This is a genomic window from Streptomyces sp. NPDC059398 (assembly GCF_042751845.1).
In the GTDB taxonomy this organism is placed as follows: Bacteria; Actinomycetota; Actinomycetes; order Streptomycetales; family Streptomycetaceae; genus Streptomyces.
Map to the genome: position 1 here is coordinate 22,140 of NZ_JBHYWP010000063.1, position 25,216 is coordinate 47,355.

The window sequence follows — 25,216 nt, forward strand, 5'->3', positions numbered from 1 at the left end:
CGCATACCGTGCATCACTCCCTTTTCGCTCCGCTGTGTGGCGGCCTGTCAAAGCCGTGCACCCTGGCCAGTTGCTCGACGGCGCCCCTGGGAGGCGCCACGCCGGGCCGGCTCTCATTCCTCCGGAACCAGCGACTCCGCGAGCAGGCGCCACGCCTCGGCCGCGAGGTCCACGTCGGCTCCGCGCTGCGCTTCCTCGCCCAGCCGCCGCAGTCGTTGCGCCCCCTCGGTTCGCTCGCCCCCGAGAATCATGAGCTGGGCCTCCAGGACCTGGAACCTGAGTTGATCGCGATGGCTGAGGCGCTGCGGTTCGTCGCGTAGTGAGCGGACGATCTCCCGGGCGTCGTCGAGACGGTCCTGGTGGAAGGCCAGGCGAGCCCGGAGCGCGGCCAGCTCCTGCCGGGTCACGTCCGTGCCGACCAGTGCGACCGCGGGCTCCGCCTCCGCGAGGAGAGCCGCGGCCCTCGTGACCAGCGGGGGGCGGGACTGAAGGGAGAGGGAGGCTGCAGCCAGGCGCAGCCGGAGCCAGAGCAGCAGGTCGTCGCCGCTGGCCAGCCGGTCGAGCGCTTCACCCAGCAGTCGCTGGGCGCCGTCGTAATCGCCCTGGCGGACCCGGACGGTCGCGGAGGCCCAGCGCGCCTCTGCCGCCGGGGCGCCGTCGGAGTCGCCGACGAGTCCGAGCAGTTCGTCGGCGTGTGCGCGTGCGTCCGGCAGCCGGCCGGTCTCGGCCTCGCAGGAGATGAGAGTGAGCAGTGCCGCGCCGGCCTCGGGCCCGGGCAGCTCCGCGTCGCGCGTCACCCGGTACGCCTGCTCGGCGACAGTCAGCGCGTCGTCGAACTCGCCCAGGGAGCGCAGGCACCGGGCTAGTTGGGTACGCGCACGGCAACGCAGCTCAGGGACGTCCAGTTCGTCGGCGATCCGGACCGCTTCCCTGAAACCGTCGCGCGCCTGCGCAACCTGCCCCTGCCGCTGTTTGCGCCCTGCGATCAGCCAGAAGGCGTGCCACTGGAGGGCGGGGTCCTCGGCATCCGACCCACCCAGCAGTTCGTCGACTTCTGCGGCGGGCGCCTCGCCCGAGGAGGCGATGGCGAGGGCCTGGAGGAAGGGACGCCTGCCCGGCTCCTCGAAGGCCTCCCGCTCCACGCCGAGCCGTCGGCACAGGTAGTCGACGGCCCGGTCGGTAGGTCTCCGTGCCCCTGATTCCAGCCGCGAGAGGTATCCCGTGGACATGCCGTCCCCGACGAGCGCGGACTGCGACAGGCCGCGTTCAGTCCTCAACTGCTTGAGGCGGCGGCCAAAATGGGGCTGTTGCACCTGGCGAATCCCAGCATCGTCCGGACAGGGGGTGAACCACGCGTGATGCGCGAAAGCGGCCCTCCTTGGAGCGTCAGGTTGGCTGGCAGAGGAACTGCCCCCTGCTCACGCGGTTCAGGCAACAAGGATCCTATCTCCGAGCTGCATGTTTGACAAAGTCTCGCCAATGACCGGCACCAGAGGTGGTGCTCGTGCAGCAACCGGCAGGGTGAACGCAAGTTGCCCCTTGGCAAGCATTGCCAAATGAGAGAACCAGTCGATACTATTCTTGGCAAGTCAGCGGTAAGGGCTTGGGCTCGGCCTTGCCGGTTTCACGAAACGGCGACAGGCCGGACCGGAACACCGGCACGTCTCGTGGCCCCGGTGGTGTGCTTCCCGTCAAGCGCCCTCCGGTGCACGGCCCGACGAGGCCCCACCGGAGGCCCGGTGATCGCTCGGGGCGTCCACCAGCAATTTCTCGATCGGCCGCGCACAAGACGGACGGTGTCACCGGCGGTGGATCGCGACGACCGCGAGCGGGACTGCGGGGATCCAGCCCGGCGCCCGGCGGCCCAAGTGGGCAACGGGTCGAGGTCGGCAAGCTCCCGGTGGCCCGAAAATCACCTGCACTCCACCGGTTCCGAACTAGTCAACTCTATTGGCAAGATCTGGCAAACACATCCGTCGCGGGGGCCGGACCCGGTCACCCGGTACCGGAGAGGGGCGAGAAACGCCCGCGGATCCGCCGTACCGGATCACCCCCGCGCCCACCGAACAAGAACGGAGTCGAATCCGTGCCTATGCAGACCCCTGCCGCACCCGCGGCAACACTGCGGCTGGACGGCGAACAGGTCCGGCAGTTCCAGGACAGCGGCTATCTCGCGCTGCCCGGTTTCCTCACCATGGACTTGGTGGACCGTCTCAAGCCGGAGGTCGACCACTGGGTCGACGCGGGATTGCGCGCACAGTCGATCGCCTCGGCCCTCGATCCCGACACCCATGGCGTGCCGGACGTGATGGAGCTGGACCTCCCCGCCCACGGTGAACTGCTCACCCACGAGCCCCTGTTCCAGATCCTGAGGCAGCTGATGGGACGGGACTTCGTCTTCCACCACCTGCACAGCGACCGGCACGCGCCCTCCCTGCCAGGCAAGCCCTGGCACCACGACTACGAGCAGCACCTTCCGCAGGACCGCCCGCACACCATGATCCACGCGTTGCACTACCTGGACGGTATGAAACCGGATATGGCCGGACTCGCCGTCCTGCCCGGTTCCCACCGTGAAGTCACCGCCAAGGGGGCGCGCTGGCACCTCGGTACAGCGGTGCTGCCAGGAGAGGAGTACATCGAGGAGCTGCCGGAGGGTTCGACCATCCTGCTCAACTCGGCCCTCTTCCACGCCCGCCGCGCCAAGCCACACGCCGCCGGCCGCCCCCGGTACTTCGTGGATGCCTCCTACTGTCAGACCGGGACGCTGTGGCCACCGGTCAAGCCCTACTGGCGGGAGACGTTCCGGCGTGCACGCCGGAACGGGCTGGCGCGCGAGGACTGGCCGGAACTCTTTGCCGAACGCCACTTCAGCGTCTACTCAAAGCCCGAGTGAGCGAGGGGGAACCATGCTGTACGCAGGAATATCCTGGCACCGGGACGGATACCGCCTCGCAGTAGTCGACGAGGCAGGCCGCACCGTCCTGGAGCCCACCGGCCACCCCTCGCACCGGGTGCCCGAACTCGTTTCCCTGCTCAAGGGACTCGACGCCCCGACGACCCTCGTGGTCGACAGCACCAACGGAACCATCGATGGCCGCCTGATGGCCGCCGGCCTGCGCGTCCACCGCGCCGACCCTGCTCTGCTCCCCTCCGCCCCCCGGTTCGGTTCGGTCGAGGCCGAGCAGATCGCGCGAGCCGCGGCACTCCACGCGGACGCCCTGGTCGAACTGGAACGGCACCGCGGCACCCAGACATGCCGGGAGGACTTGCTCGCCGCCTGGATCGCCGGATCGGCCGAGGCCGACCTGGAGTTGGAGTCGTCGGGACTCCTGTTCAGCCACGGAGACCGTACGAGCAAACAGGTCGCTCTCACCTTCGATGACGGCCCCCTGCCGCGATACACTCGCCGGGTCCTCGACGTGCTGGAACGCTACGAGGTCCCGGCCACCTTCTTCTGCTGCGGCATCCACGTGGCGGGAGAGGGCGGCGAACAGCTGCTGCGCATGCGCGAGCAGGGACACACGATAGGCAACCACACCTGGTCGCACCCGTTCCTGCCCGAGCTCACCCGGGCCGGGCTGACCGAACAGATCGACCGTGCGGGGGAAGCGATCGCGCAGGCCACGGGCGGTGACGTGCCCCACCTGTTCCGCCCGCCCTACGGGGCCCGTACACCGGAGGTCCTCGGATGGCTCCGCGAATCCGGGACCACCACGGTTCTCTGGGACGTCGCCCCCGACGACTGGGCCCTGCGCCCGGCCGACGTGATCGCCCGGGACGTCCTGGCCGACGTGCGCCCCGGCTCCGTCGTACTCCTCCACGACGGCGGGGGTGACCGGTCGCCTACGGTCGACTCCCTCGCCCCGATCATCGAGGGGCTGCTGGCACGCGGATACGAGTTCGTCCTGGCGGAGGCCATGTCCGACTGTGCCAGAGCCCGCCCGGCAGGTGTCGCGTGAAGAACTGGGCAGGAAACATCGACCTCGGCACAGCCTCCGTTGAACGGCCGGCGTCCCTCGAGGAACTGCGGCACGTCGTCGCGCGCGGTGAACGGATACGGGCGCTCGGCGCCGGCCACTCCTTCAGCGGCATCCTCGCCACCGGTGGCACCCTCGTTCGTCTCGACGGCCTGCCACCGGAGATCCGCATCGACGCCGGATCTGGGACCGTCACGGTCGGCGCCGGCGTCCGCTACGCACATCTCTCGGCCGAGTTGCACGAGGCGGGATACGCCCTGGCGAACCTGGCCTCGCTGCCTGACATCACCGTCGCGGGGGCGGCTGCCTCCGCGACCCACGGTTCGGGCGACGGGCAGCGATGCCTTGCCGCATCAGTGGCAGGCGTCGAACTCGTCGGACCGGAGGGAGATCTGACCACCCTGCGCCGCGACGTCGACGGCGACGCGTTCACCGGCTCGGTGGTATCGCTCGGAGCACTGGGGGTCACCGCCAGGCTGACCCTGGAGATCGAGCCATCCTTCGAAGTGGCGCAGTCGCTGCGGACCGCCGTGTCCCTCGACGAGCTGTGCGCCCGCTTCGACGAGGCGTTCGGGGCGGCCTACAGCGTCAGCGCATTCACCCTGTGGCGCGACGACGCCGTCCTGTGGCTCAAGAGACGAACCGACCGGCCCGCCACCGAACTGGAACTCGGGGCTCTGGCGGACGGGCCGCTGGCCCCGGTGCCAGGCGACGACCCGTCCCACTGCACCCCTCAGGCCGGCCTGCCGGGGCCGTGGCACGAGCGACTGCCGCACACCCTGGCGGGCAGCGCCGGAGACGACGGCGACGAGTTGCAGTCCGAGTACTTCCTGCCGAGAGAGGCGGCGCCGGCCGCGTTCGCGGCGCTCCAGGAACTCTCCGGCGTGCTGGCGCCCGTACTGCAGGTCTCCGAGGTTCGGACCGTACGCGGTGACGACTTGTGGCTGAGCCCAGCGCACGAGAGGGACTCGGTGACCTTCCACTTCACCTGGACGCGGGATCTCGCCCGCGTCCGTCCCGTGATCGAGGCGGTGGAGGAGCGTCTGGCCCCGCTGGGTGCCCGGCCGCACTGGGCGAAGCTCACGGAGATGAGCAGCCCCACTATCCGTTCCCTGTACCGCCGTGCGCCGGACTTCACCGAACTGCGCACCAAGGCGGACCCGGACGGCAAGTTCGGTAACCAGTTCATCGACGAGGTGTTCCCGAGCGGAGGCCCGACCGGTGTTCCGCTCCCCGCGCACCACAGGAGGAGCGCTCATGGAAAGGCGTGAACTGGCCGGGACGGGCCGGAAGGTCTCCGCCGTCGGACTGGGCACCTGGCAGTTCGGGGACGGCTGGGGCCACATCCCGGAAGCGGATGTCCGGGGCGTCCTCGAGGCCGCCGTCGAGGGCGGCGTCGACCTCATCGACACCGCCGACGTCTACGGCGATGGCCGCAGCGAGCGGCTGATCGGGAGGTTCCTGCGGGACTTCCGCGCCTCGCCGGCGGAGCGGCCGACCGTGGCGACGAAGTTCGGGCGCCGGGGTCCGCAGGAAGCCGGCTCCTTCACCCTGGACAACCTTCGTGCCTGGGCGGACCGTTCGCGGGAGAACCTCGGGACCGAACGGCTGGACCTGGTGCAGCTGCACACACCACCGGACGAGGTGTTCGCGTCCGACGCGGTCTTCGACGCCCTGGACACGCTGGTCGAGGAGGGGCGGACCGCGGCCTACGGGGTGAGCGTCGAGACATGCGACCAGGCCCTCAGCGCCATCCGCCGGCCGGGTGTCGCCTCGGTCCAGATCATCCTCAACATCTTCCGGCGCAAACCGCTGGAGCGGGTCCTGCCGGAGGCGGCTGCGGCAGGCGTGGGCGTCTTCGCCCGGGTGCCGCTCGCCTCGGGGCTGCTTTCCGCGAAGTTCCGGCGGGAGACCCGTTTCGCCGCCGACGACCACCGCTCGTACAACCGGAACGGCGAACAGTTCGATGTCGGCGAGACCTTCTCCGGCGTCGACTACGCAACGGCGGTCGAGGCCTCCGCGGAGTTCGCGGAGCTCGCACCCGACGGGATCACCCCGGCTCAGGCGGCGCTGCGGTGGGTGACCCAGCAGGAGGGCGTCACCTCGGTCATCCCTGGCGCGAGTTCGACGGCCCAGGCCCGCGCCAACGCCGCCGTAGGGTCGTTGGCACCGCTGCCCCAGCCCCTCCTCGACCAGCTGCGGGACCTGTACGACGCGCGGATACGGGACCAGGTGCATCACCGCTGGTGACCCAGGTCATGGTTGACGTCCCTTCGGAACTAGCTCGGGAGCTGAGTCGATGAAAATCAGAGGAGAGAGGGTGCTCCTCACCGGCGCGACCGGCGGCATCGGCCGGGTACTCGCCGCCGCACTCGTCGGAGCGGGTGCTGACGTGATCCTGAGCGGTCGCGACCCCGGGGCGCTGCGGGAGGTGGCCGAGCCGCTGGGCGCCCGATGGTTCGCGGCCGACCTCTCCGATCGCCAGGACGTGATCGCACTCGCCGAGCACTGCGCGGGGGTCGGAGTCCTCGTCGCGAACGCCGCGCTGCCGGCCAGCGGGGACCTGCTCGAGTACACCCCGGAGCAGGTGGAACGGGCCCTCTCGGTGAACCTGGGGTCGACCGTTCTGCTGACGCGGCTGCTCGCCCCGGCGATGGTCGCGGCCGGCCGGGGGCATCTCGCCCTCATCGGGTCGATGTCCGGCAAGGCCGCCACCCCGCAGTCCTCGCTCTACACGGCGTCCAAGTTCGGCTTGCGGGGTTTCGCGCACGCGGCCCGTACCGACCTTCGGCCCGCGGGCGTCGGGGTCTCCCTGATCCAGCCGGGATTCGTCGCGGGAGCGGGCATGTTCGCGAGGACAGGGGCACCATTGCCCCGCGGAGCGCAGGCCGTAACCCCAGAGCAGGTGGCGGGAGCCGTGCTCAGGGCAGTCGAACGCGATCTCGGGGAGGTCAACGTGGCCCCCCTGAAACTCCGGATGACGTGTGCTCTGTCCGTCCAGTACCCGGCCCTGGCGGCCTGGTTGCAGCGCCGGGGAGCCCCGGACAGCAGCGGCAGGCTCATCGTCGAGGCGCAACGCGCCTCTCGCTGAACACCATCACGGTCGAGATCGGGAGTGTCTGATAAACGGCGGATCTGTTGATCATGGAGACGCCAAGTGAGTGAGATGACGATCGAGCAGGAGCCTGTTGCCGAGGTGGCGGGGTCCGGCACGTCGGACGAGCAGTTGATCGCGATGCTGGTCGACCGGGCCCGGAGCGAGGGCCTGCAGCTGACCGGCGAGGGAGGACTGCTGCAGCAGCTGACCAAGCGGGTCCTGGAGTCGGCCCTAGAAGGGGAGATCACGGACCACCTCGGCTACGACAAACACGATGCCGAGGGCCGCGGCAGCGGCAACAGCCGCAACGGGACGAGGGCGAAGACCGTGCTGACCGACGTCGGGCCGGTCGAGGTCAAGGTCCCGCGGGACGTGGCCGGCACCTTCGAGCCGCAGATCGTCAGGAAGCGGCAGCGGCGGCTGACCGGCGTGGACGAGATGGTCCTGTCGCTGTCGGCGAAGGGGCTCACCCACGGGGAGAGTGCGCCGTGAGGCGCTGGTTGATCGTGAGGGGGTGAAAGACCTCTTCCGTCGGGCCGTCGCAGCGGGCTGGCGAAGCTGAGGGCAGCCTGATCCGGGAGGTGCCGGGGAGGGTGGCAAGCGGCCCTGACAAAGCCGGGACGTGTCCAGCACCGTCAGATGGGGCGGGTCCGGCGAGCGACTCGGAAAGGTGTACGTAAGGAACCGGCGTGTTACTCCCTCAATGTGGTCACCGGCTCGAACCTGACGGATCTGGGCCGGTCGCGGTGCGCGCCCTCCTCGATGGCTGGGGCGGGGAACTCCCGGGCGGTGATTTTCTCGCGTCCGCCCGGAGGCCACGGTGAAAGCCTGCGGCGTAGCCGTGGCGATGCCGCAGGGGCAAAGTCGGGCGCCTCCTCCGGGAAACGATCAACTGGTGAACACGGGAACCGCCTGGTCACGGCTCCCGGCGGCGGGCAGACAATCCGCCGTTCGGGATAGGCCCACCGTCGGCCGAACGGACCAGGAGGGGCGGAGCCGTCGTAGTACTCCGAGGCCGGGAGAGCCGGCCACATGGGGAAGGACGGCAGCGGTTTCACGGATGAAGGGAGACTGCAATGTCGAAAGACGCGCCGCCGAACGGCGGCGCCCCGGACCCGGAGCCGCTTGGCTCCGCGTCGCGGGTATCGAAGATGCAGACCAAGCTCCACCGTTGGGCGGCGGCCGACCCTGGCCGCCGGTTCGATGACCTGTTCAACTTTGTGCACGCCCCGGCGACGCTGAAGGTGGCGTTCGACCGGGTCGCGGGCAACCGCGGGGCCAAGACCGCTGGAACGGACGGCCTGACGGTCGCCCGGATCGAGCGGGAGATCGGCGTCCCGGGGTTCCTGGGCGACCTGCGGAACGCGCTCATGAGCGGCGAGTTCCGCCCGCAGCGGGTACGGGAACGCAAGATTCCCAAGCCGGGCGGGTCCGGCAAGGTGCGGAAGCTCGGCATCCCCACCATCACCGACCGGGTGGTCCAGGCAGCGCTGAAACTCGTACTGGAACCGATTTTCGAGGCCGACTTCAAACCGGTCTCCTTCGGGTTCCGGCCCAACCGGCGGGCACACGACGCGATCTCGGACATCCACCTCTACGGCAGCCGCGGCTACCACTGGGTGGTGGACGCCGATATCGAGGCGTGCTTCGACTCGATCGATCACACGGCCCTGATGGACCGAGTGCGAGGACGGGTGAAGGAAACGTGTGCTGTCCCTGGTCAAAGCCTTCCTTAAGGCTGGGCTCCTCACCGAACTCGGCGAGGAGCCCGACCGGGACACCGCAGGGCGGGATCCTCTCCCCACTGCTGGCCAACATCGCGTTGTCGGTGCTCGACGAGCACTTCCACCACGACTGGGAGCCCGGCGGACGGATGGATACCGAGGGACGGCGCCACTGGCGCAGGAAGCAGGGCCACGCCACCTGGCGGCTCGTCCGCTACGCGGACGACTTCGTCATTCTGGTGTTCGGCACCCGCGACCACGCCGAAGCCCTGCATGAAGAGACCGTCCACGTGCTTGCTCCGGTCGGTCTTCGCCTGTCCCCGGGAAGACACAGATCGTGCACGTGGACGAGGAGTTCGACTTTCTGGGGTTCCGCATCCGGCGGCGCCGCAAGAAGGGGGACAGCCGACAAGTGGCACCTCTACACCTTTATCGGCGCCCGCGCATTGCGGACGCTGCGAGGCAAGATCCGTGCCCTGACCCACAGGTCGTCGCAGATCCCGCTCAGGGACGTGCTGATCCGGATCAACCAGATCACGCGCGGCTGGGCAGCCTACTTCCGGCACGCCGTGGCCAAGCACACCCGGGACACGCTGTCTCACTTCGTGTGGTGGCGCGTCATCAGGATGCTCAAGGCCCGACGTCGCTGGAGGTGGCGCGACGTCCGCCGATGGCTCCGCACCCCAAGGGGATGGCGGCCCATCCACGCAGACGGCGTTGAGCTGTTCGACATCGCCTCCACGCGGGTCACCCGCTACCGGCGGCGCAACAGCATCCCCACCCCCTGGACCAAGACCGCAACCGTTACCGCCTGACGCAGAAGCCGTGGGAGCCGGGTGCGGTGAGAGCTGCACGCCCGGTTCGGCGAGCGGCCCGCAGAAACGGACCGGTGGCAACACCGGCACCGCGCTGCGGGCCGACTCGACTTTCCGCGCACCTGGCCGAGGTCTACGGAGCGGAGGTGTCCAAGCAGACGATCTCCACGATTACCGACAAGGTGATGGAGGGGATGGCCGAGTGGCAGAGCCGCCCGCTTGACCGCGTGTATCCCGTTTTGTTCGTGGACGCCATCAACGTCAAGATCAGGGTTCTGTCAACGATCTTGTGATCCGGTGGGTTGGAGCTCATCGGTTGACGTTGCCCTCGACGGCACCGGAACTGTGGGGCAGGGTCAGTCCGTTGTGGACGGCGGCGTAGTCGCGGCGGAGATTGCGGGCGAAGCCCGCGAGCGGAGCCAGGCTGTCCGTTCGACGTCGGTGATCCAGTCGTCGAGGCGGTCGCCGTGGCGGCCGGTCATCATCGCGGCGAACTTCCTGACGTGAAGAGTGAGCCGGTCGAGTTCGGGATCGCGCTCGCGCAGCCGGTGCAGCTTGTCGGCGTCCTCGTCTCGTAGGTGCTCGGGGTGGGTCATGATCCAGGAGGTGACCTCGCGGACCGACGGAGGCTTGGGTCCCGGGGCGGGAGCGTGTCCACGCCCGTTCCGGTAGCGCCGCAGGTGGTGCTGGACAGCCAACTCGCCGCCCGGATAGCCGAGTTCTTGGAGGCGGCGTTTCGGATGCCTTCGTTCCAGCGCTGGTGCAGGTGGCTGACGTATGGGTCGACGATATGGGCCCGCTGCAGGCTCTTGGCGACGACATCGTCGGCGGAGCGGGCGTCCACCAGCTTGCAGACGGTCGCCTGGTGCAGACCGGGTTTCCGGCCGATCGCCGCCTTTGACATCCCCTGTTCCCGCAGCTCATGGGCGGCGGCATGCTGCTCACGCAGCCGAACCACGATCTTCAGTTCTTCCGGGAGCTGCACTACCTCTGGCTCCGCCGCGCCAGTGTCGTGACCGCTGGCCCGTGCTGGAGGCGGGTTTGCCAGTCGGGAGCGATGGGCGTTGACCGTCTTCTCGACCGCCTGGCCGAGGTTGGCCCACAGGTGATAGCGATCCGCGACCTGTTCGGCCTGCGGCGCCCCGACCCGAGCGCCCTCTGCATATCCGCTGGAACCGTCCCGGCAAATGACCTTCACCTCGGGGTGATCGCGGAGCCAGGCAGCCAAATCCTCCCCGTCGCGACCGTCGTAGAGGTACAGCAGCCGGTGGGTGGCCATGTCGATCAGTATCGTGCCGTAGTGGCGGCCCTTGCGGAACGCGAAGTCGTCGACGCCGAGGACCTCCACCTTGCCGATCTCCGGCTCGGGCAGGGACCTGACCAGCCGCAACAGCGTGTCCCTGCCGATGGTGAGGCCGACCGCGGACGCCAGTCGGGCCCCAGCCCGGCCGGCCAGGGCCAACCCGATCCGCGTCAAAACCTCGCCCAGCAGCGGGGTATGCCGGCTGTGCGGGATGGTCAGCCCCGAGACCTGCTCGGCGAACGTCACCGCCGTGCAGGAAGGGTTCTCGCAGCGGAAGCGGCGGACGCACAACTCGATCACGACACCGAGGCCACCCACAGCGACATCACGCAGCCTGCGGACGTACCGACCGTGCACCCGGGCCGAGCTCTGGCCGCACCGACACAAACCGGTCGTCGCCCGCACCCGCGTCCTCAGCACTACCTGGTCCGGCTGCCGCTCGACCTCCTCGATCAGCAACGCGGACAGGTACGGAAACAGCTCCAGGAGGACATCATGAGACCACGCGATGCATGATCGCGAACAGGCGGAGCAACGTGCTCAGCCGCCCGGATCACAAGATCGTCGACAGAACCGAGATCAGGGACGGCCAGGTCGCCAACCGGCCCGTCTACGTCGTCATGGCCGTCACCGTCGACGGCACCCGCGACATCCTCGGCATCTGGGCGGGCGAGGGCGCGAAGTACTGGCTGCGCGTGTTCACCGAACTGAAGAACCGCGGCCTGGACGACGTACTGATGCTGGTATGCGACGGGCTGAAGGGCCTCCCGGATGCCGTGGAGGCCGTCTGGCCTCGAACGATTGTCCAGACCTGCATCGTTCACCTCCTGCGCAACAGCTTCCGCTACGCGGCCCGGCAGGACTGGGACAAGATCGCGAAGGCGCTGAAGCCTGTCTACACCGCGCCGAACGAGAGCGCGGCGGCCGAACGCTTCGGAGAGTTCCAGGACGCCTGGGCCGGAAGTATCCGGCGGTCATCAAGCTGTGGGAAGCAGCCTGGGCCGAGTTCGTGCCCTTCCTCTCCTTCGACGTCGAGATCCGCAAGGTCATCTGCTCGACAAACGCGATCGAGAGCGTGAACGCCCGCATACGCAAGGCGATCCGAGCCCGAGGTCACTTCCCGAACGAGGCTGCCGCCTTGAAGTGCGTCTACATGGCGCTCATGAGCCCGGATCCCACAGGCAAGGGCCGCAAGCGCTGGAAAGCACCTTTGAACGCCTTCCAGATCGCCTTCGAAGGTCGACTCGCCCCGACCAACAACTGAACCTCAACAACCAAGATCGGCCGTTAAGTTGACACACCCCCTGGTCGATGGATTCGGTGAAGTCCTCGCCGATGCGGGCGGAAGCCCTCCGCCTCCGGTCCCCAGGACCGGAATCCGAAAGTCGACGCTCACCGAAGCCGACGGCCGCTACACCTTCACCACTGGCGGGGGCGACGGGGCGATGAGGTCGGCAGGTGCCACGGCCTTACTCAACGCGGCGAGGCGATGGGCTCTGTGGGGGCGTGCGCCCAAAAGGCGGCAGTGACACGCTGGACGAGGAGGGACTGGTCGCTCGGCGGGTCGTTGTCGCTGTCCACGGCGTGCGGCACAAGGACCCTGGTGCGGGCCACGTGGCGTACCTCTTGTGCCATGAGTGGGCGCAGGACGTTGACGAGTTGTGTGGCTGTGCAGTTGGGGTCCGGCAGCACGATGGCGTCAAGGTTGCGGGGCATCGGGTTGTAGCTCCTGCGTACGCAGTGGATGACCGGCTGGTCGTGTGTGTGCCGCACGGCCGGATCGCCTTCCAGATGGATTTCCGCGTCGAGCATGTCCACCGCCAATTGCATGGCGAACTTCTGGGCCTCGGCCCTGGTGGCCAGTACGGCCACGACGCGACGCAGCCGGAGCCGTTCGATGATCTGCGCGGTTGCGTTGGCTTGGGTGGACCATTGCCGCGGACGCCGCGAGGCGGGGTTTCTGCGGACGCGGACCACCGCCAGCTGGCAAGACGCCAGCAGTTCTTCGTCCTCCAGTGCCTGCCGGCTCGTCGGGACGACGTGGCTACCGAAGATCTTTTGTGCGGGCATGTGGACCGCCCAGTCCACGTCGCGCGCCTTGAGGCCGGGTGCTATCTGGCGGGGGATGCGTGGAGTGGCCGTCAGATAGATGCGCCGCCGGGCAAAGATGCGGTCGTCGTAGTGGATGTCGGCATAGGGGTGTTCCGGCGTGATGATGCCCTCTGCCGTGCGGTGCGCTTCTTCGACGACGAGGTGTCCCCAGGCAGGAAGGTCGTGGCGACGGTGGCTGTCGGCGACCAGCCGGGCATCTGCGTAGCGGGCGAACACCAGCGCTCCGGGCGGCTGCTGTCTGATCCAGTCGGCCAGATCGGCAGCGCTGGTCAGACGGGTACCACCGTGCGGGCCGAAGCCCATGCCCGCCTGCGGCCTGTCGCCCACTTTCCGCCAGGTGGCGGCGGCCTTGCGGAGGTAAAGCACATCCGGGCCGAGGATCAGGCAGGTTTCCGGAGCGAGTTCAAGCACAGCGGACGCGACAGTGGTGGTCTTGCCTGCTCCGGCAGGCATGCTGATCAGTGTCCGGCGGCCGCCCCCGCCGAAGATCATCGGGGCCAAGCCCGGTGGCGGCTCGCTCTCGGCCGTCCAAAACACCGGGTCGTGCGCACCCACCAACGCGGCAACGTCCTGGAGAGCCGGTTCCTCCCCAGCCGCGGAATTGCTCGTGACAGCAGCAGGGCTCTGTGCTGACGGAAGCGGTGCCGGCGGCGTCTGCGCGCGCTGGGAAGCCGGTGTCCACTCCATGGCCAGTGAGTCCAGGGACGCGATCTCCTCGCTGCCGAGGGCGTCTTGGCGGGCCTGAGCGCACAGGTCGGTGATCCATGGGCCGAGCGGGAAACGCCTGTCGCCTTCGCCGACGTGGAGGCCGGGCGGGACACGCAGGTGGTGGTGCTGGCGGTAGAAGTGCCGGGCGGCTCGCAGCCCGCCTGCGAAGTGGTTGGTGGGGGCTCGATGGAGCGCCAGGACCAGTGGACTGTCTTTGAACGGCAGCGCCGCCAGTTGCTGGCGCTGCTCCTTCTCCAGGGTCGGGAACATGTCGAACTGCCGGTCGAGCCAACGGGTGGCGTGGTCTGCGTCGCCGGGCAGGGGGCCGGGGGTGATGACCGGAGGGGACGCGCTGTCGCGGACCCGGGTCAAGGTGCGCTGCCATGCGTCGGACCAGCGGGGGTTCCACCAGCGGTCGATGTCTCGCAGGGCGCGCCGGTAGGGGTCGGGCAGGGTGCCCTCGCTGTCCTGGCGGCGCTGCTGCAGGAGCCACTGCGCGAGGGAGCGGCGCTGGTAGGTCTCCTGCGCGTCACGGGGAAGGAGGTGGCCGTGCTCGCATGCGTAGGCCTGCGCGGTTTCGAGGAAGGCCTCGGTGCTGTCCGGGTCGTGGCGCCAGGTGATGTTGAAGGTGGCCAGTGCGGCGACGCGGGCGGCGGGCAGGTGTCCGGCAGCTTTGAGGGCGCGCTGATAGCCGAGCCAGCAGCCGAGATGAAACCCGTCGTCGGTGATGTGATTGCTGGGGACGTCGAGGTGCCCGTGTTCGGTCTGGAAGGCCCGGGCGGCGGCCATCCCGGCGTCCCAGATGTCCGGTTCGGGTTCCATGATGCGCAGCATCAGGTGGGGAGCGATCTCCAGGGCGCGTGCGGGGCGGATGGCGTAGTCGGGGGTGGAGATGAGCAGGCGGCGGCCGCTGATCGGCAGGCGGTAGAAGTAGTGCTCGTCGTAGGCCCGCAGCGCGATCATGACTTGGTGGAGCAGGTGGTAGGGCGTGCCGAAGGTTGCTTCTTCGGGGCGTTGCCCGGGGCCGAACAGAACGGGGATGATCAAGGTGGAGACCTTGTTCATGCCGGGGCCGATGCGCAGGGCCCGTCCGATGGCCTGGATGATGTCGATGGTGGATTGCTTGGGGTCGGCGAACAGCACGGAGTCGGCCAGCGGGAAGTCCACGCCTTCGACGCACAGGCGGACATTGCACAGGACGCGGAGCTCGGCGAGCGAGCCCTTGCGCTGGTCTGCGGGGGCCTGCCCGAAGTGGCTCATGCGTTCGCGCCGCACCTGCCGGGAGTGCTTGTGGTGGATGCTGGAAACCCACAGGCCGTCCGCGTGTCCGCCAGGGATGGCGGCCGCGGTCTGCGGGAGGGTTTCGGCGAGGGCGTCGCACTGCGCGATGCTGCGGCTGAAGGCAACCGCCCGCTGAATGTGGTGGTCCTCGCGGGCTTTGAGCAGGGCCAGTTAGGCTGCGGCGACCCGCGCGGCATCGGTCTGCGGGGTACGGCCCCGCTTCGTGCGGCTGGTGAGGAAGGCGCGCAGCTGCGGGTGGTGGATCTCGGGGGCTGCGATGCGGTAGTCGGCGAGTCTGCCTTCGTGGATGGCCTCGGCCAGGGAGTAGCGGTAGGCGACGGTGCCGTAGAGGGACACATCGTCCATGGAGGCGATCGGTTCGGTGACGATGCCCCGGTTGACGTCCCAGATACGAGGCGTGGCGGTGAGGTAGAGGCGATGGCGGGCGGGGATGGCGTCGTCGTCGTGGATGACGCCCCAGGCCTTGCTTCGGGCTCCGGCGGTGCGGTGGGCTTCATCGACGATGGCGATGTCCCAGCGGGGTAGTTGATGGTCGTGGTGGGCCAGGCGGAGCTTTTTGAGGGCGGCGTAGGTGGCGAAGACGTTGACCGGGCCGTCGGCGTCTCGTACGGCTTGGGCCAGGTGTGCCGGGTTGCTTGTCATGGTGAGGATGCCGTCGAGGACGGGCTCGTTGGTCTGCGGATCGGAGCAGACCCCGAGGTAGCGGCCCGGGCGGCCGGCGGTGTACCAGACGCGGGCGGTCTGGTTCAGCAGGTCCAGGGTGGGCAGCAGAGTCAGGCTGCGGCTGTTGGTAGTGATCTCGTGGGCGACGTGGACGGCGAGGTGGGTCTTGCCGGTACCGCACGGCATGATCACCTGCTGTCGTGTGCGTCCCATCGCGAACGCGTTGAGCACACAGTCCGCGGCATCACGCTGACGGGTCCACAGCTTGCTGGACAGGCGTTCGCCGGAAAGATCAAGTTGCACGGGCCAACTCCGCAGTTCTGGCAGGTCAGTGGGTCTGCCCGAAGAATGCGCAGCAGAACGACCACGCGCTGCCCGCCCGCGGTGTTGCCACACGATCAGGTGAACACCGTACGAAACAGGCCCGTTCTATGCCCGCGCGCGATGTAGATGTAACTGTGCAGGAACAGCACAAGGTAGAGGCTGTGCGAGGCCGATGTGTCTGCAGGACGGAGCGGGAGCCGGATGGCGTGGGGCCGGAGTCTGGCACGCGTGAACGTGCTGCTGGCCGGCCATGAGTCGAACTGCTCGCTGCTATGGCGTGTGGCGGCGGCTCAGGGGGTGGATATCGCCTTCCTGCTGGACGAGTTGGGCGACGGGGAGCCGGGACAGCAGGCGGTGCAGCCGCATCTGGCCGAGGTCTTCTTGAGCGCTCCGGCCGCCGAGAGGCTCGCCGCGATGCTGAATGTGGAACTGTCACGGCTGCAATGGGCGCTGCCTCATCTGCGCGAGATCCACCTGCTGCCCGGGCAGCAGGCCCGGTGGGAATGGCCGTGGTATCCGATGGAGCACTATCTGGTCCCGGCCTGCAGCCGGTGCGTGGCGCTGCGCGGGGGCGGGTGGGGGCGATCTGGCTGGTCTGGCCCGAGTCCTGGAAGATCTGCGACCGGCATGGCCAGTTCACCCATGTGCGCCAGTCCGGCTCCGGCGTGGAACTGGCCCCACTGGCGCAGGTGGTGCGGGCGCACCGGCAGCGCCAGCGGTTCGAACGCCGGCACGGCCGCGTCGGGGCTTACCTGGTCGCGGACGCGTTCGCGGTCACCGGCTGGTGGTGGCGCACGACGGTCGTGGGGTGCTGGGCGCGGCGGGCACAACGCGCCGGGCGACCGGAGAGCGACCTGGAGTCGGCGTGGCTGTGGATGCACCCGGAGGCCGTCGCAGTGGCCCGCGCTCTGCTGGACTACGAGCGGCAGCGCGCGATGCAGGGCGCCGGGCCGTGGGCCGTGGCCGAGGCGCAGCTGCTCGAGCGCCTGGCGCAGCTGGCCACTGTGCTCGAGCTGCCGCCCGGGACGTGGCGGATCCCGGTGGCACAGTGGCTGCACCAGCATCTCCGGTGCGCGCCGCCGGTAGCGCAGATGGGCGAGCCGGGCCGGCCGGTGACGGCGCTCATCCACGCCGACGACGAGCAGCAGCAATCCCTGGCCGAGCGGTGCTGTCTGCCCTGGGAATGGAACGACCCGTCCGTGCCCGTGTGACCCCGGAGCGGCAGCGCGGGCCGCCGCCCGCAGGACCTCAACCGGGCAGGTTTCGGACCGGCGTTCGCCATGCCCTTCGTCCGGGTGATCGGCTGCGGCAGCGGCCACGAGGGCACCCGGGCCGGCGGATCATGGAGCGAGTTTGCCGGGCAGCGAGCTGGCGGAGGGGTATGTACGTGCCGGACGCTCCCCTAGACCAGCAGGCGATCACCGTCTGCTATCTCGACCGGTTCGGACGCCGGTGTGAACTGCCGGTGGAGCAGGCCGCTCAGGTGCCGTTCGAACAGCTGGCGCCCTTGCAGATGCCGGTGCCCTATCCAGGTCGGCAGTCCTTCGTCACCAAGGCCTGGGCCTCGGCCACCGGCCAGTCGCTGGCGTGCGGTTCACTGCGCCAGCAGCGCTGCGGCATGCTGCTGGACCGGGATCCGACGGTGGCCGCGCGCAGCGCCGGGCCAATGGAGCTGCACTGGACACAGGGCGGCTGCACGCAGAGCCTGCGGCCGGACTTCGTCGCCTTACGGGCAGCGCGGCGGGAGGTCATCTGCGTGGCTCCAGAGGAGATCACCGACCGTTGGCACGCAGGGCAGCAACTGCTGGCCCAGGCCGCCGCTGTGGCGGGCTGGCGGGTGCGGGTCCTGAAGCTGCCGGATGGTGTGGAGCTGGACAACCTGATGCTGCTGTACGCCGTCCGTAGTCCACAGTGGCTGGCCGTGGCCGATGCCGAGGCGTTGGCCCGCCGCTTCACTTCCCCTCGCACCATTCGCTCCGGGGTGCGGGCTGCGGGCCTGCCCATGTTTGCGGGCGTGGACCTGGCCTATCACCTGATCTGGAAACGGCGGCTGCACACCGACATGACCAGGCTCCTGACGCCGTCATCGACGGCATGGCTGCGGGAGGACGGATGACCGCACCGCACGGCGCGGTTCCGGACGGCGCGGACACTCTGGCCCTCGGCGACACCATCACCTTCAGCGGGGCGCGCTGGCTGGTGACCGCCTTTCACGGTCCGCGGGTCTTCCTCAACGCGCCCGGTGACACCACAGCCGAGCCTTTGATCATCCTCCAGCCGGTGCTGACGTCCGCGAAGGACTTCGCGGTCCTTGACCGGGCGGCTCCCCGCACGGTGGTCACCCACCGCGGGCACGAGCTGAAAGCCCTGCCCGCCGCACTGCGTCGCGAGGTGACCCGGTGGGAGCGCATCGTGAAGGAGGTGCTGCACCAGCAGGCCCCGAACGTGCCGGCGACCACTCCGCCCAAACCCGCCTTCGACCCGGAGCTCCGCACTCTCAAGCAGCGCTACCGCACCAAGACCGACCAGTTGACCGAGGCTGGCTGGCCGACCTCGCCCGCCACCATCGAGCGCAAGTGCCTCGCCTGGCGCAAGGAGGGACTGCTGGGGTTGATCGACCGGCGTGGCCAGCGCGCCGCCTCAGCGCACGGACGCGTCGAGCAGCGGGTGATCGACCTGGTGTGGGAGATCCTGGATGGCGAACGCGACCAGGGTCTGTCGCCGGGCACCTTGTCGCGGCTGATCGGCCGTGTGCAGCAGACGGTTCAGGCCCGCTACGCTCGTGAGCTCGCCGACGCCGATGCGGCCACCGCGGCTGCGCTGCTGCCCAGCCAGGCCACGTATTACCGGCTGCTGCAGCGTCTGGGGATCACGGCACACAATGCGCATGCCGCGGCGGCCCGGCGTGCGGCCGGCCCGCCGCTCTCAGCGATGCGGCCCGGCAGCCGGCGGGCGACCACGGCGCGCTGGCCCGGGGAACTGGTGCAGATCGACACCACCGGACTGGATGTACTGGTCATCGGCGACGAGGGACAGATCATCTCGGTGGAGCTGACCATCGCGATCGATGTGGCCACCCGCAGCATCGTCGGCGCGCTGATCGTGCCCAAGCGGTTCCGCCGTGGTGCCGGTGCGGGCCGGTGGCTGGGCGGGCCACCCGCAGCTTCGACACGGTGCAGGTCGTGGCGCAGAGCACCGCACCGCTGCCGGTACAGCCGGGGTGGTCCCCGGAAACCTTCATGGGCGGCTCGGACCTGCCCTTCGAGGAACTGCTGGCCGCCGATGAGCGGTTCGCCGGTGCGGCCGCCAGGCCGGTCATCAAACCCGAGACGCTCGTCGTCGACCACGGCTCACCGTTCGTCTCCGCGGACTTCACCCGCTCCTGCAACTCCCTGGGCATCGAGGTCCGCGAGGCCCGGCTGCGCACCCCCGTCGACAAGGCGATCGTCGAGCGCGCCATGCTGGCGATCAAGACCGGCTTCAGCCAGCACCTGGCCTCCTACACCCACCACCGTCTGGACCTGCGCGGCAAACACGTCCGCAAGCAGCCGCTGTGGACGATCGCCCAGCTGCAGGACCTGTTCGAGCAGTGGGTGGCGCTGCGCTGGCAGCAGACCCCGCACGGCGCGCTGCGCAGCCCGTTCACCCCGGGACTGAAGCTCACCCCGAACCAGATGTATGCAGCGCTGATCTCGCTGCGCGGCTACCGGGCCACGGCGCTGACCGAGAGCGAGAACCGCAAGCTGCTGCCGACCGTGTGGGCACGCATCAACCGCAAGGGCTTCCAGATCAACAACCGCACCTACAACCTGGACAAGGGAGCCCTGGATCCCTTCCGCGGCTCCTCCGGGCTCGCGGCCTTCCAGGGAAGGTGGGAGGTGCACTACTCCCCCAACCAGCCCGAGGTCGCCTGGCTGTTCAACCACCGGGCCGCCCCAGACAGCGACCCGTGGGTGGAGGTGCCCTTCATCCACCGGCGGATCCTGCACGACCGGTGGACCGAAGAGAGCTGGGAGCAAGGACTGCAGGTCCATCTCGCCGTCGGCGGACACCGACACGACGAGGCCGCCATCGCCCGGGCCACGCACCGCCTGCTGTCCAAAGCGGCTAAGGGGCCCGGGCCCGCCGATGCACCCGCTGCCTCTGCCCGTTCCCTGCCCGCGCCCCGCCGCCGGCCGGCGGCACCCAAGGAGCCCTATGCCGCCGGTATGCCGCCGCTGGATCCGGAATCGGTGCGGCCCTTCCGCCGCCTCGATCGCCCCGCTGCGGAACTCTTCACCGCTGGCGAGCCCGTAAAGGACAGCAGGCAGAGCGTCGATGCCTTCCTCGCCTCGCTGCCCGAACTGAACCCGCCCGCCGACGGCGATAACGGCTATAACGGCCAACAAGGAGAGGACCGTTGAAAGCCTCGGTACGTGATCCGCAGTCCCCGCCCACTCCCCCAGCCCCGCCGGCCCCCGACACTGTCGGCCCGCCGACCACCCTGCTGGGGTGGCGCACCCGCCTGCGGCAACCGTCCTCCAAGCTCCCATCCTTGGTTCCGCTGCCGCCGGAAGACCCTTCCTCCGCCAACAGCGAGGAGGAAGGGGAGAAAAGGGAGAACGATCCCCGCGTCCGATACCGCGCCGACCTCGGTCTGGTCGAGACCACCGACATCCAGCGCGGACTGCTCCTCGCACGGCGGATGCTGCGGCGAAACGGCGAACGCCGCCAACCCGGCCCGCACATCGCCATCGACAGCGACTACCGCGGCACCGGCAAACGCACGCTGCTGCACCACATCGGCATGGGCCACCAAGGGCGCCGCGAGAAACTGCACGGCATCGACGACACCCGCATCCCGGTGATCTGCATCAACGCCCCGCCCACCCCGGGCACCCCGGCCGACTGGTCCGCCGCCCTTGCCACGTTCCTGGGCTGGGCCCTCTACCGCTCCGACACCGACAGCCGGCCCGTGCAACGCATGAAGGACTTCACCGGGCCCGCCGTGCATGTGATGCGCACCAACCACGTAGAGGTGTGCCTGGTCGACGGGATCGACCGGCTGCGCACCGAGGATCTGCAGCCCACCTTCGACTTCTTCGACTACCTCGCGGACGAACTGAGCCTGACGGTCTTCTGGAGCGGCATCGGCTCCAGCGACATCCTCCGCGAAGCACGCACCGCCCGCTTCCCCGCCCTGCGCCGGACAACCGACGCCGCACCGCTGCGCCAGCGGCCCGTACCCACCCTCTGGGTCAACCGGCTACCCCCTCGCAGCCCCGAACACCCCGACGAGTGGCCCCGGGCCCTGGCCAGTTTCGACGGAAGACTCCAGCTGTGCCGCCACCGGCCCAACAGTCTCCTGGAGCTCGCCGAAGAGCTCTACGACATCACTGACGGGCTCATGGAAAACCTCACACCGCTGCTCAGCACGGCCGCGCAGATCGCCATTCTCGACGGCACCGAGGCGATCACACCGGAGATCCTGCACGACGCAGCCCGATACCTCGATCTGCCCGCGGCAGGCACGATGGACGAGGCGTGGTGACGCAGAGCGCGGATGCCGGGCTCTCACCACCGACGAGTACGCGGGCCGCTCGCACGCCGTGCCGGGCACTCGCACACGTCGCCCAGCGGGCCCGCAGGTGGCGGGCGTCCCTGAAATGCGACAGGGCCCGGATCCTCGAATGGATCCGGACCCTGCTCGGCAGTAGCGGGGACAGGATTTGAACCTGCGGCCTCTGGGTTATGAGCCCAGCGAGCTACCGAGCTGCTCCACCCCGCGTCGATGAAGCCAACCGTAGGTCTTCCCGCGAGGTCCGCAGACCGCCCTCGGCCAGGGGCTATGCAGCGAAGCCGACGTTGGTGCAGTACTCGTACGCTCCGTACTGGGATCCCAGATCAGGCAGGACGTCGTCGGTCCAGGCCGCGTCCAAGCCGTGGTGGTCACCGGCCGCCCACGCGCCGACGATCCGGTCCCAGCGGCGCACCTTCATGTGCCGGAAGGGAACGTCGCGCTGCAGCGGGCGGGCGACGCCGGACTGGTTGAGGGGATGGATCTCCACCCTGGTGCCGCCGTTCGCGTTGAGGCGCTTGAGCAGGTGCCGGGCCACGTTCTGCCGGCGCACCACCCGGTAGGCGTCGTCGATCTTCTTCAGGTTCTTCGCCGAGGGGTGGCGCTTGCCCTCCAGCCATGCCTTGAGCGTGCGGTCGGTCACCGTCAGCCCGGCATCCCTGGCGGCCTGACGGGCGTGGTCGGACCTCGTCAGATAGTTCAGGCGCGCCATCAGGCCGCGCTTCGCCGTGACGGGTGTGGCGATGCCGCCGGCGAGGTCGTCGAGCTTTTGCCCGACGAGTTCGCTTCCCCTGACGCCGCTCGCGCCGAACCTCCCGAAGTCGCTGTTCCTCTCCGGCATCTACTGCTCCTCCCCCATCGTGTCGGTGCCCGCGGTGTAGAGGTCTTTGACCTTGACCTCGGTAACCCCACGGCCTTCGGGAAAGACACGGCGCCAGTCGCCGATGACGTGGAGTTCGTCGGTGCCCATCGCGCGGACGACGGCGAGTCCTTCGTCGTGGGCTTTGAGCGCCTTCATCCAGAGGTTGGCGAAGGCCTGGGAGCGGATGATGTGCATCCAGTCCGGCCGATACAGCTCCCGGTTGTAATTCGACTCCCCCATGGTGGAGACGAACTTCGAGTACATCGCCTTCACGTACTCCAGGGTGACCGCGTCGCCGTCGGCGATGGCGGTGTCGCGGGCGTCCTTGAGCGTGATGCGGAACTTCTCCAGCAGGTTCTCCGTCGCCCCCGAAGTGTAGGACTCGTGGACTTCCGGCGCCTCGCACAGCCCGTATTTCGGGCTGGACAGGCGCAGCAGGAGACGCAGGGTGGGTTCGGTGACCCACAGGGGTCCGGGTTCGTCGCGCTCGCCGATCGGGTTGGGCAGCACGGCGTCGTGCTCCCAGGCGGGTGGGGTGATCAGGTGGACTCCGGCGCGGCGGCGGTCGTGCGGCATGCCGGTGGTGTGCTCGAGCTGCCCGAGCGGCAGATGAGTCTTGAGGGCGGACAGGTAGGCGCCGTTGATGTCCAGTGCCGTCACCCCATGAACGCCGGGCGGCAGTTCGGCGCGGGTCCACTTGGGGCGGGCCTCCCAGATCTGGTCCGCGCCCCGGGAGGTCTGCTTCTTCAGGATGTCGGGAATCCCGGGGTGGGCGATCACGTCGTACCGGGCGCCCTTGCGGGTCTCGTCCAGCAAGCGCATCGTGTCCGGGATCGCCTTCTTCAACAGCGCCGCGGTGGCCGCTTCCACGTCGCCCTGGTGCTCGGCGAGCGCTCCCTCAACCGCCGCATGGATCAAGCCCACCGCGCCTGACGGCTCCTGGAATGCCCGGCGGGCCGGGCCCTTGGCACGCTCCGACGGCTTCGAGGCCGGGGCAGGCCGGCCTGCGACCGGGGCGGTAGGGGCGGGCTGCGCCTCGGCTGTGCTGTCCTGACATTCGGCCGGGTCCAGGTGCTGAGCGAAGCCCTCCACCCGCTGTCCGGCCGGACGCCCGCACAGCACACACGGCTCCGGCGAGGTGAGTACCTCTACCTCGTCGCCGCCCTCGGGCTCGGAGGAAGCGGGCTCGGCTGAAGCGGCAGCCTCCGCTGCGACGGGCTCGGCCGCAGTGGACTCCACCGCGGGCTCGGTGTCGGCGGTGAGCTTGGCGCTCAACCCGTTCAGGAGATAGGCGTACTTGACGCGCACCTCGCCGGCCGGGACCCGGCCGGCTTCCCAGGCACTGACCGTGGACGGGCTCACCCCGAGGGCGCGGGCGACCTGTGCCTTGGACAGTTGGGCCTGCTCGCGCAAGGCGCGGCGGGCCGCGGGGTCCGGGAGGTCGGCCTGCGGGCCGACGGAGGCGAGGAGCGAGTCGATCGCGTCGAAGTCACTCACCGGGCGCTCCCTTCAGATGTAGGTTACGGGGTTGCGGGACAAGTGCGGGCTCTTGGTGGGCCGTCCGACACGGTCGTCGCCCCGCAGCAACTCCCCTTGGAGGGCGTAGCGGTCGCCGTGCTTGGAGATCCCGGTGATCGTCGCGACGGCGAGGACAGTGCCTGACGTGTTGATGATCTGCACCTCGTCCTGGGACAGGGCACGGTCGGCATTGAACTTCCAGATGCCGCGGCCGGTCTCCCATGCCTCGTCCTCGCTCATGCCGGGCCGCCAGCCAATGGTCATCCGTTCGAGCATGTCGTCCGGGCCCGCCTCGCGCTCGGGGCCGATCTGGATCTGCAACACCCGCCCACCTCCCAGAACCTGAACTCTTCAACTTGTTGCGAAGTTACCACCTGAACATGTAACTTCGCAACAAGTTAGGAAGTAACCGCCTTTCCTGACCCCAGCACGACTTCACCGCTCCGACCCTCGACACGAAGGAGACCCACTCCATGGCCAAGGCGTACGGCGAAGTACTGCGCGGCATCCGCACCGACACCTGCTGCACGACCGGCGCGGAGCTGATCCACATCCGGTTCACCGACGACTGGGGCATCCGCGGCTGCAACGAGTGCGGCGGCCCAGAACAAGCTCGGAATCCTGGTGCACGCCCGTCCCAGCGAAGTAACGCACCCCGGCGCCAGCTGATCCCCCGCCCCGGCCTTCGGGCCTCCGCCCGCCGCCAGCCCGACGGCAGTCAGAGGCCCTTGCGCACGCTTCCAACTCGGATTCCGGAGTCCCCGTAGTTCCGGGCCCGGCGGGCCTGCTCCCCAGCCCGCATCCTGCGCCCTGAGGTTCCCCCGTCATGCGGGAGCCGCTGATCAGCTGGTCAGCAGGGGGTGACGGGTGTTCAGATTCGTTGGTTCGGCCGTCGCCTGCTCGGCGTAGTACTTCTCCTCGAACTCGATCGGGCTGAGGAAGCCGAGCCGTTCCTGGATGCGGCGGGAGTTGCAGAAGCCGTCGACGTACTCGAAGAGCGCGAGATTCACCTCGGCCCTCGTGGTGAAGGTGCGGCCGCGGAGGCCCTCGGTTTTGATGAGCATCCAGAGGTTCTCGGCGAGGGCGTTGTCGTACGAGTCCCCGACCGAACCCATGGATGCCTCAACTCCCGCCCGCATGAGTCGAGTTGTGAGCTTGATGGACGTATATTGACAGCCGTGGTCGGCGTGGTGAATGAGCTTGCCCGGCTCAACTTCGCGGGACGCGAGGGCGTACTCCAGCGTGGTCAGG

Annotated in this window: 21 protein-coding genes, 1 tRNA gene and 3 pseudogenes; 14 read left to right on the plus strand and 11 right to left on the minus strand. The window is 69.1% G+C overall.

Translation table 11 applies throughout. The features are described from left to right. Positions 1-113: 113 nt before the first annotated feature. Entirely contained in the window at positions 114-1,313 is a 1,200-nt protein-coding gene (locus tag ACFXBC_RS21765) for a tetratricopeptide repeat protein (protein WP_385026755.1), read from the minus strand. Between the two features lie 779 nt (positions 1,314-2,092). Between ACFXBC_RS21765 and ACFXBC_RS21770 the strand changes: the two genes are divergently transcribed. The 9 genes and pseudogenes from ACFXBC_RS21770 to ACFXBC_RS21810 all read left to right on the plus strand — a co-directional run. Further along, complete coding sequence (locus tag ACFXBC_RS21770; RefSeq protein WP_385026811.1) at positions 2,093-2,896, plus strand: phytanoyl-CoA dioxygenase family protein; 804 nt, start codon at positions 2,093-2,095, stop codon at positions 2,894-2,896. Between the two features lie 13 nt (positions 2,897-2,909). After that, positions 2,910-3,962, plus strand: coding sequence for a polysaccharide deacetylase family protein (locus tag ACFXBC_RS21775; protein ID WP_385026758.1), 1,053 nt, complete (start codon positions 2,910-2,912; stop codon positions 3,960-3,962). Next, a complete protein-coding gene (locus ACFXBC_RS21780) occupies positions 3,959-5,251 on the plus strand; it encodes a D-arabinono-1,4-lactone oxidase (RefSeq protein ID WP_385026761.1) in 1,293 nt (430 codons plus the stop codon). Before ACFXBC_RS21775 ends, ACFXBC_RS21780 begins: the two co-directional genes overlap by 4 nt. Next, entirely contained in the window at positions 5,238-6,230 is a 993-nt protein-coding gene (locus ACFXBC_RS21785) for an aldo/keto reductase (RefSeq protein ID WP_385026764.1), read from the plus strand. The genes ACFXBC_RS21780 and ACFXBC_RS21785 overlap by 14 nt, the downstream gene beginning before the upstream one ends. 49 nt (positions 6,231-6,279) lie before the next feature. Further along, positions 6,280-7,071, plus strand: coding sequence for an SDR family NAD(P)-dependent oxidoreductase (locus ACFXBC_RS21790; RefSeq protein WP_385026766.1), 792 nt, complete (start codon positions 6,280-6,282; stop codon positions 7,069-7,071). A gap of 75 nt (positions 7,072-7,146) precedes the next feature. After that, positions 7,147-7,557, plus strand: a pseudogene (locus ACFXBC_RS21795) (transposase); the annotation flags it as partial. Positions 7,558-8,153: 596 nt separating this feature from the next. Beyond that, positions 8,154-8,813 carry a reverse transcriptase domain-containing protein gene (locus tag ACFXBC_RS21800; protein ID WP_385026769.1) on the plus strand — a complete coding sequence of 220 codons (660 nt, stop codon included), beginning with the start codon at positions 8,154-8,156 and terminating at the stop codon, positions 8,811-8,813. Positions 8,814-8,905: 92 nt separating this feature from the next. After that, entirely contained in the window at positions 8,906-9,616 is a 711-nt protein-coding gene (locus ACFXBC_RS21805; RefSeq protein WP_385026772.1) for a group II intron maturase-specific domain-containing protein, read from the plus strand. Positions 9,617-9,726: 110 nt separating this feature from the next. Further along, positions 9,727-9,888 (plus strand): annotated as a pseudogene (locus ACFXBC_RS21810) (transposase); the annotation flags it as partial. Between the two features lie 84 nt (positions 9,889-9,972). Here the strand turns inward: ACFXBC_RS21810 and ACFXBC_RS21815 are convergent. Together ACFXBC_RS21815 and ACFXBC_RS21820 are read right to left on the minus strand one after the other, a co-directional pair. Then, the gene (locus ACFXBC_RS21815) at positions 9,973-10,212 is read right to left on the minus strand and encodes a hypothetical protein (protein ID WP_385026775.1); all 240 of its coding nucleotides are present in this window, start codon (positions 10,210-10,212) and stop codon (positions 9,973-9,975) included. After that, positions 10,209-11,378 carry an ISL3 family transposase gene (locus ACFXBC_RS21820; protein WP_385026778.1) on the minus strand — a complete coding sequence of 390 codons (1,170 nt, stop codon included), beginning with the start codon at positions 11,376-11,378 and terminating at the stop codon, positions 10,209-10,211. The genes ACFXBC_RS21815 and ACFXBC_RS21820 overlap by 4 nt, the downstream gene beginning before the upstream one ends. A gap of 161 nt (positions 11,379-11,539) precedes the next feature. On the opposite strand from ACFXBC_RS21820, the pseudogene ACFXBC_RS21825 reads away from it, so the two are divergent. Next, positions 11,540-12,183: pseudogene (locus tag ACFXBC_RS21825) on the plus strand (IS256 family transposase). A 209-nt stretch (positions 12,184-12,392) separates the two neighbouring features. Here the strand turns inward: ACFXBC_RS21825 and ACFXBC_RS21830 are convergent. Further along, positions 12,393-15,191 (minus strand): Helicase associated domain protein, encoded by a 2,799-nt coding sequence (locus tag ACFXBC_RS21830; protein WP_385026814.1) that lies wholly within the window; start codon positions 15,189-15,191, stop codon positions 12,393-12,395. Next, a complete protein-coding gene (locus tag ACFXBC_RS21835; protein WP_385026781.1) occupies positions 15,192-16,007 on the minus strand; it encodes a DEAD/DEAH box helicase family protein in 816 nt (271 codons plus the stop codon). It abuts the gene before it with no gap. A gap of 572 nt (positions 16,008-16,579) precedes the next feature. Here ACFXBC_RS21835 and ACFXBC_RS21840 point away from each other — a divergent pair. Together ACFXBC_RS21840 and ACFXBC_RS21845 are read left to right on the plus strand one after the other, a co-directional pair. Next, on the plus strand, positions 16,580-17,239 hold the full coding sequence (locus ACFXBC_RS21840) for a hypothetical protein (protein ID WP_385026784.1): 660 nt from the start codon (positions 16,580-16,582) through the stop codon (positions 17,237-17,239). Between the two features lie 170 nt (positions 17,240-17,409). Further along, positions 17,410-18,144, plus strand: a complete 735-nt coding sequence (locus ACFXBC_RS21845) for a hypothetical protein (protein ID WP_385026787.1) — start codon at positions 17,410-17,412, stop codon at positions 18,142-18,144. A gap of 524 nt (positions 18,145-18,668) precedes the next feature. Here the strand turns inward: ACFXBC_RS21845 and ACFXBC_RS21850 are convergent. Continuing rightward, entirely contained in the window at positions 18,669-18,917 is a 249-nt protein-coding gene (locus ACFXBC_RS21850) for a hypothetical protein (RefSeq protein WP_385026790.1), read from the minus strand. Between the two features lie 293 nt (positions 18,918-19,210). Here ACFXBC_RS21850 and ACFXBC_RS21855 point away from each other — a divergent pair, with 293 nt between their 5' ends. Further along, positions 19,211-20,431 carry a hypothetical protein gene (locus tag ACFXBC_RS21855; protein ID WP_385026793.1) on the plus strand — a complete coding sequence of 407 codons (1,221 nt, stop codon included), beginning with the start codon at positions 19,211-19,213 and terminating at the stop codon, positions 20,429-20,431. Positions 20,432-20,562: 131 nt separating this feature from the next. After that, positions 20,563-21,558, plus strand: coding sequence for a hypothetical protein (locus ACFXBC_RS21860; protein ID WP_385026796.1), 996 nt, complete (start codon positions 20,563-20,565; stop codon positions 21,556-21,558). Between the two features lie 163 nt (positions 21,559-21,721). Here ACFXBC_RS21860 and ACFXBC_RS21865 read toward each other — a convergent pair. The 5 genes from ACFXBC_RS21865 to ACFXBC_RS21885 form a co-directional block, all read right to left on the minus strand. Then, positions 21,722-21,795 (minus strand) — tRNA-Met (locus tag ACFXBC_RS21865). Between the two features lie 58 nt (positions 21,796-21,853). After that, complete coding sequence (locus ACFXBC_RS21870) at positions 21,854-22,426, minus strand: helix-turn-helix domain-containing protein (protein WP_385026799.1); 573 nt, start codon at positions 22,424-22,426, stop codon at positions 21,854-21,856. Next, positions 22,427-23,944, minus strand: a complete 1,518-nt coding sequence (locus ACFXBC_RS21875) for a helix-turn-helix domain-containing protein (RefSeq protein ID WP_385026802.1) — start codon at positions 23,942-23,944, stop codon at positions 22,427-22,429. Between the two features lie 12 nt (positions 23,945-23,956). After that, positions 23,957-24,289, minus strand: a complete 333-nt coding sequence (locus ACFXBC_RS21880) for a hypothetical protein (protein WP_385026805.1) — start codon at positions 24,287-24,289, stop codon at positions 23,957-23,959. Between the two features lie 518 nt (positions 24,290-24,807). Then, positions 24,808-25,216, minus strand: a 409-nt coding sequence (locus ACFXBC_RS21885; RefSeq protein ID WP_385026808.1) for a transposase, incomplete at its 5' end; no start/stop codon positions are given.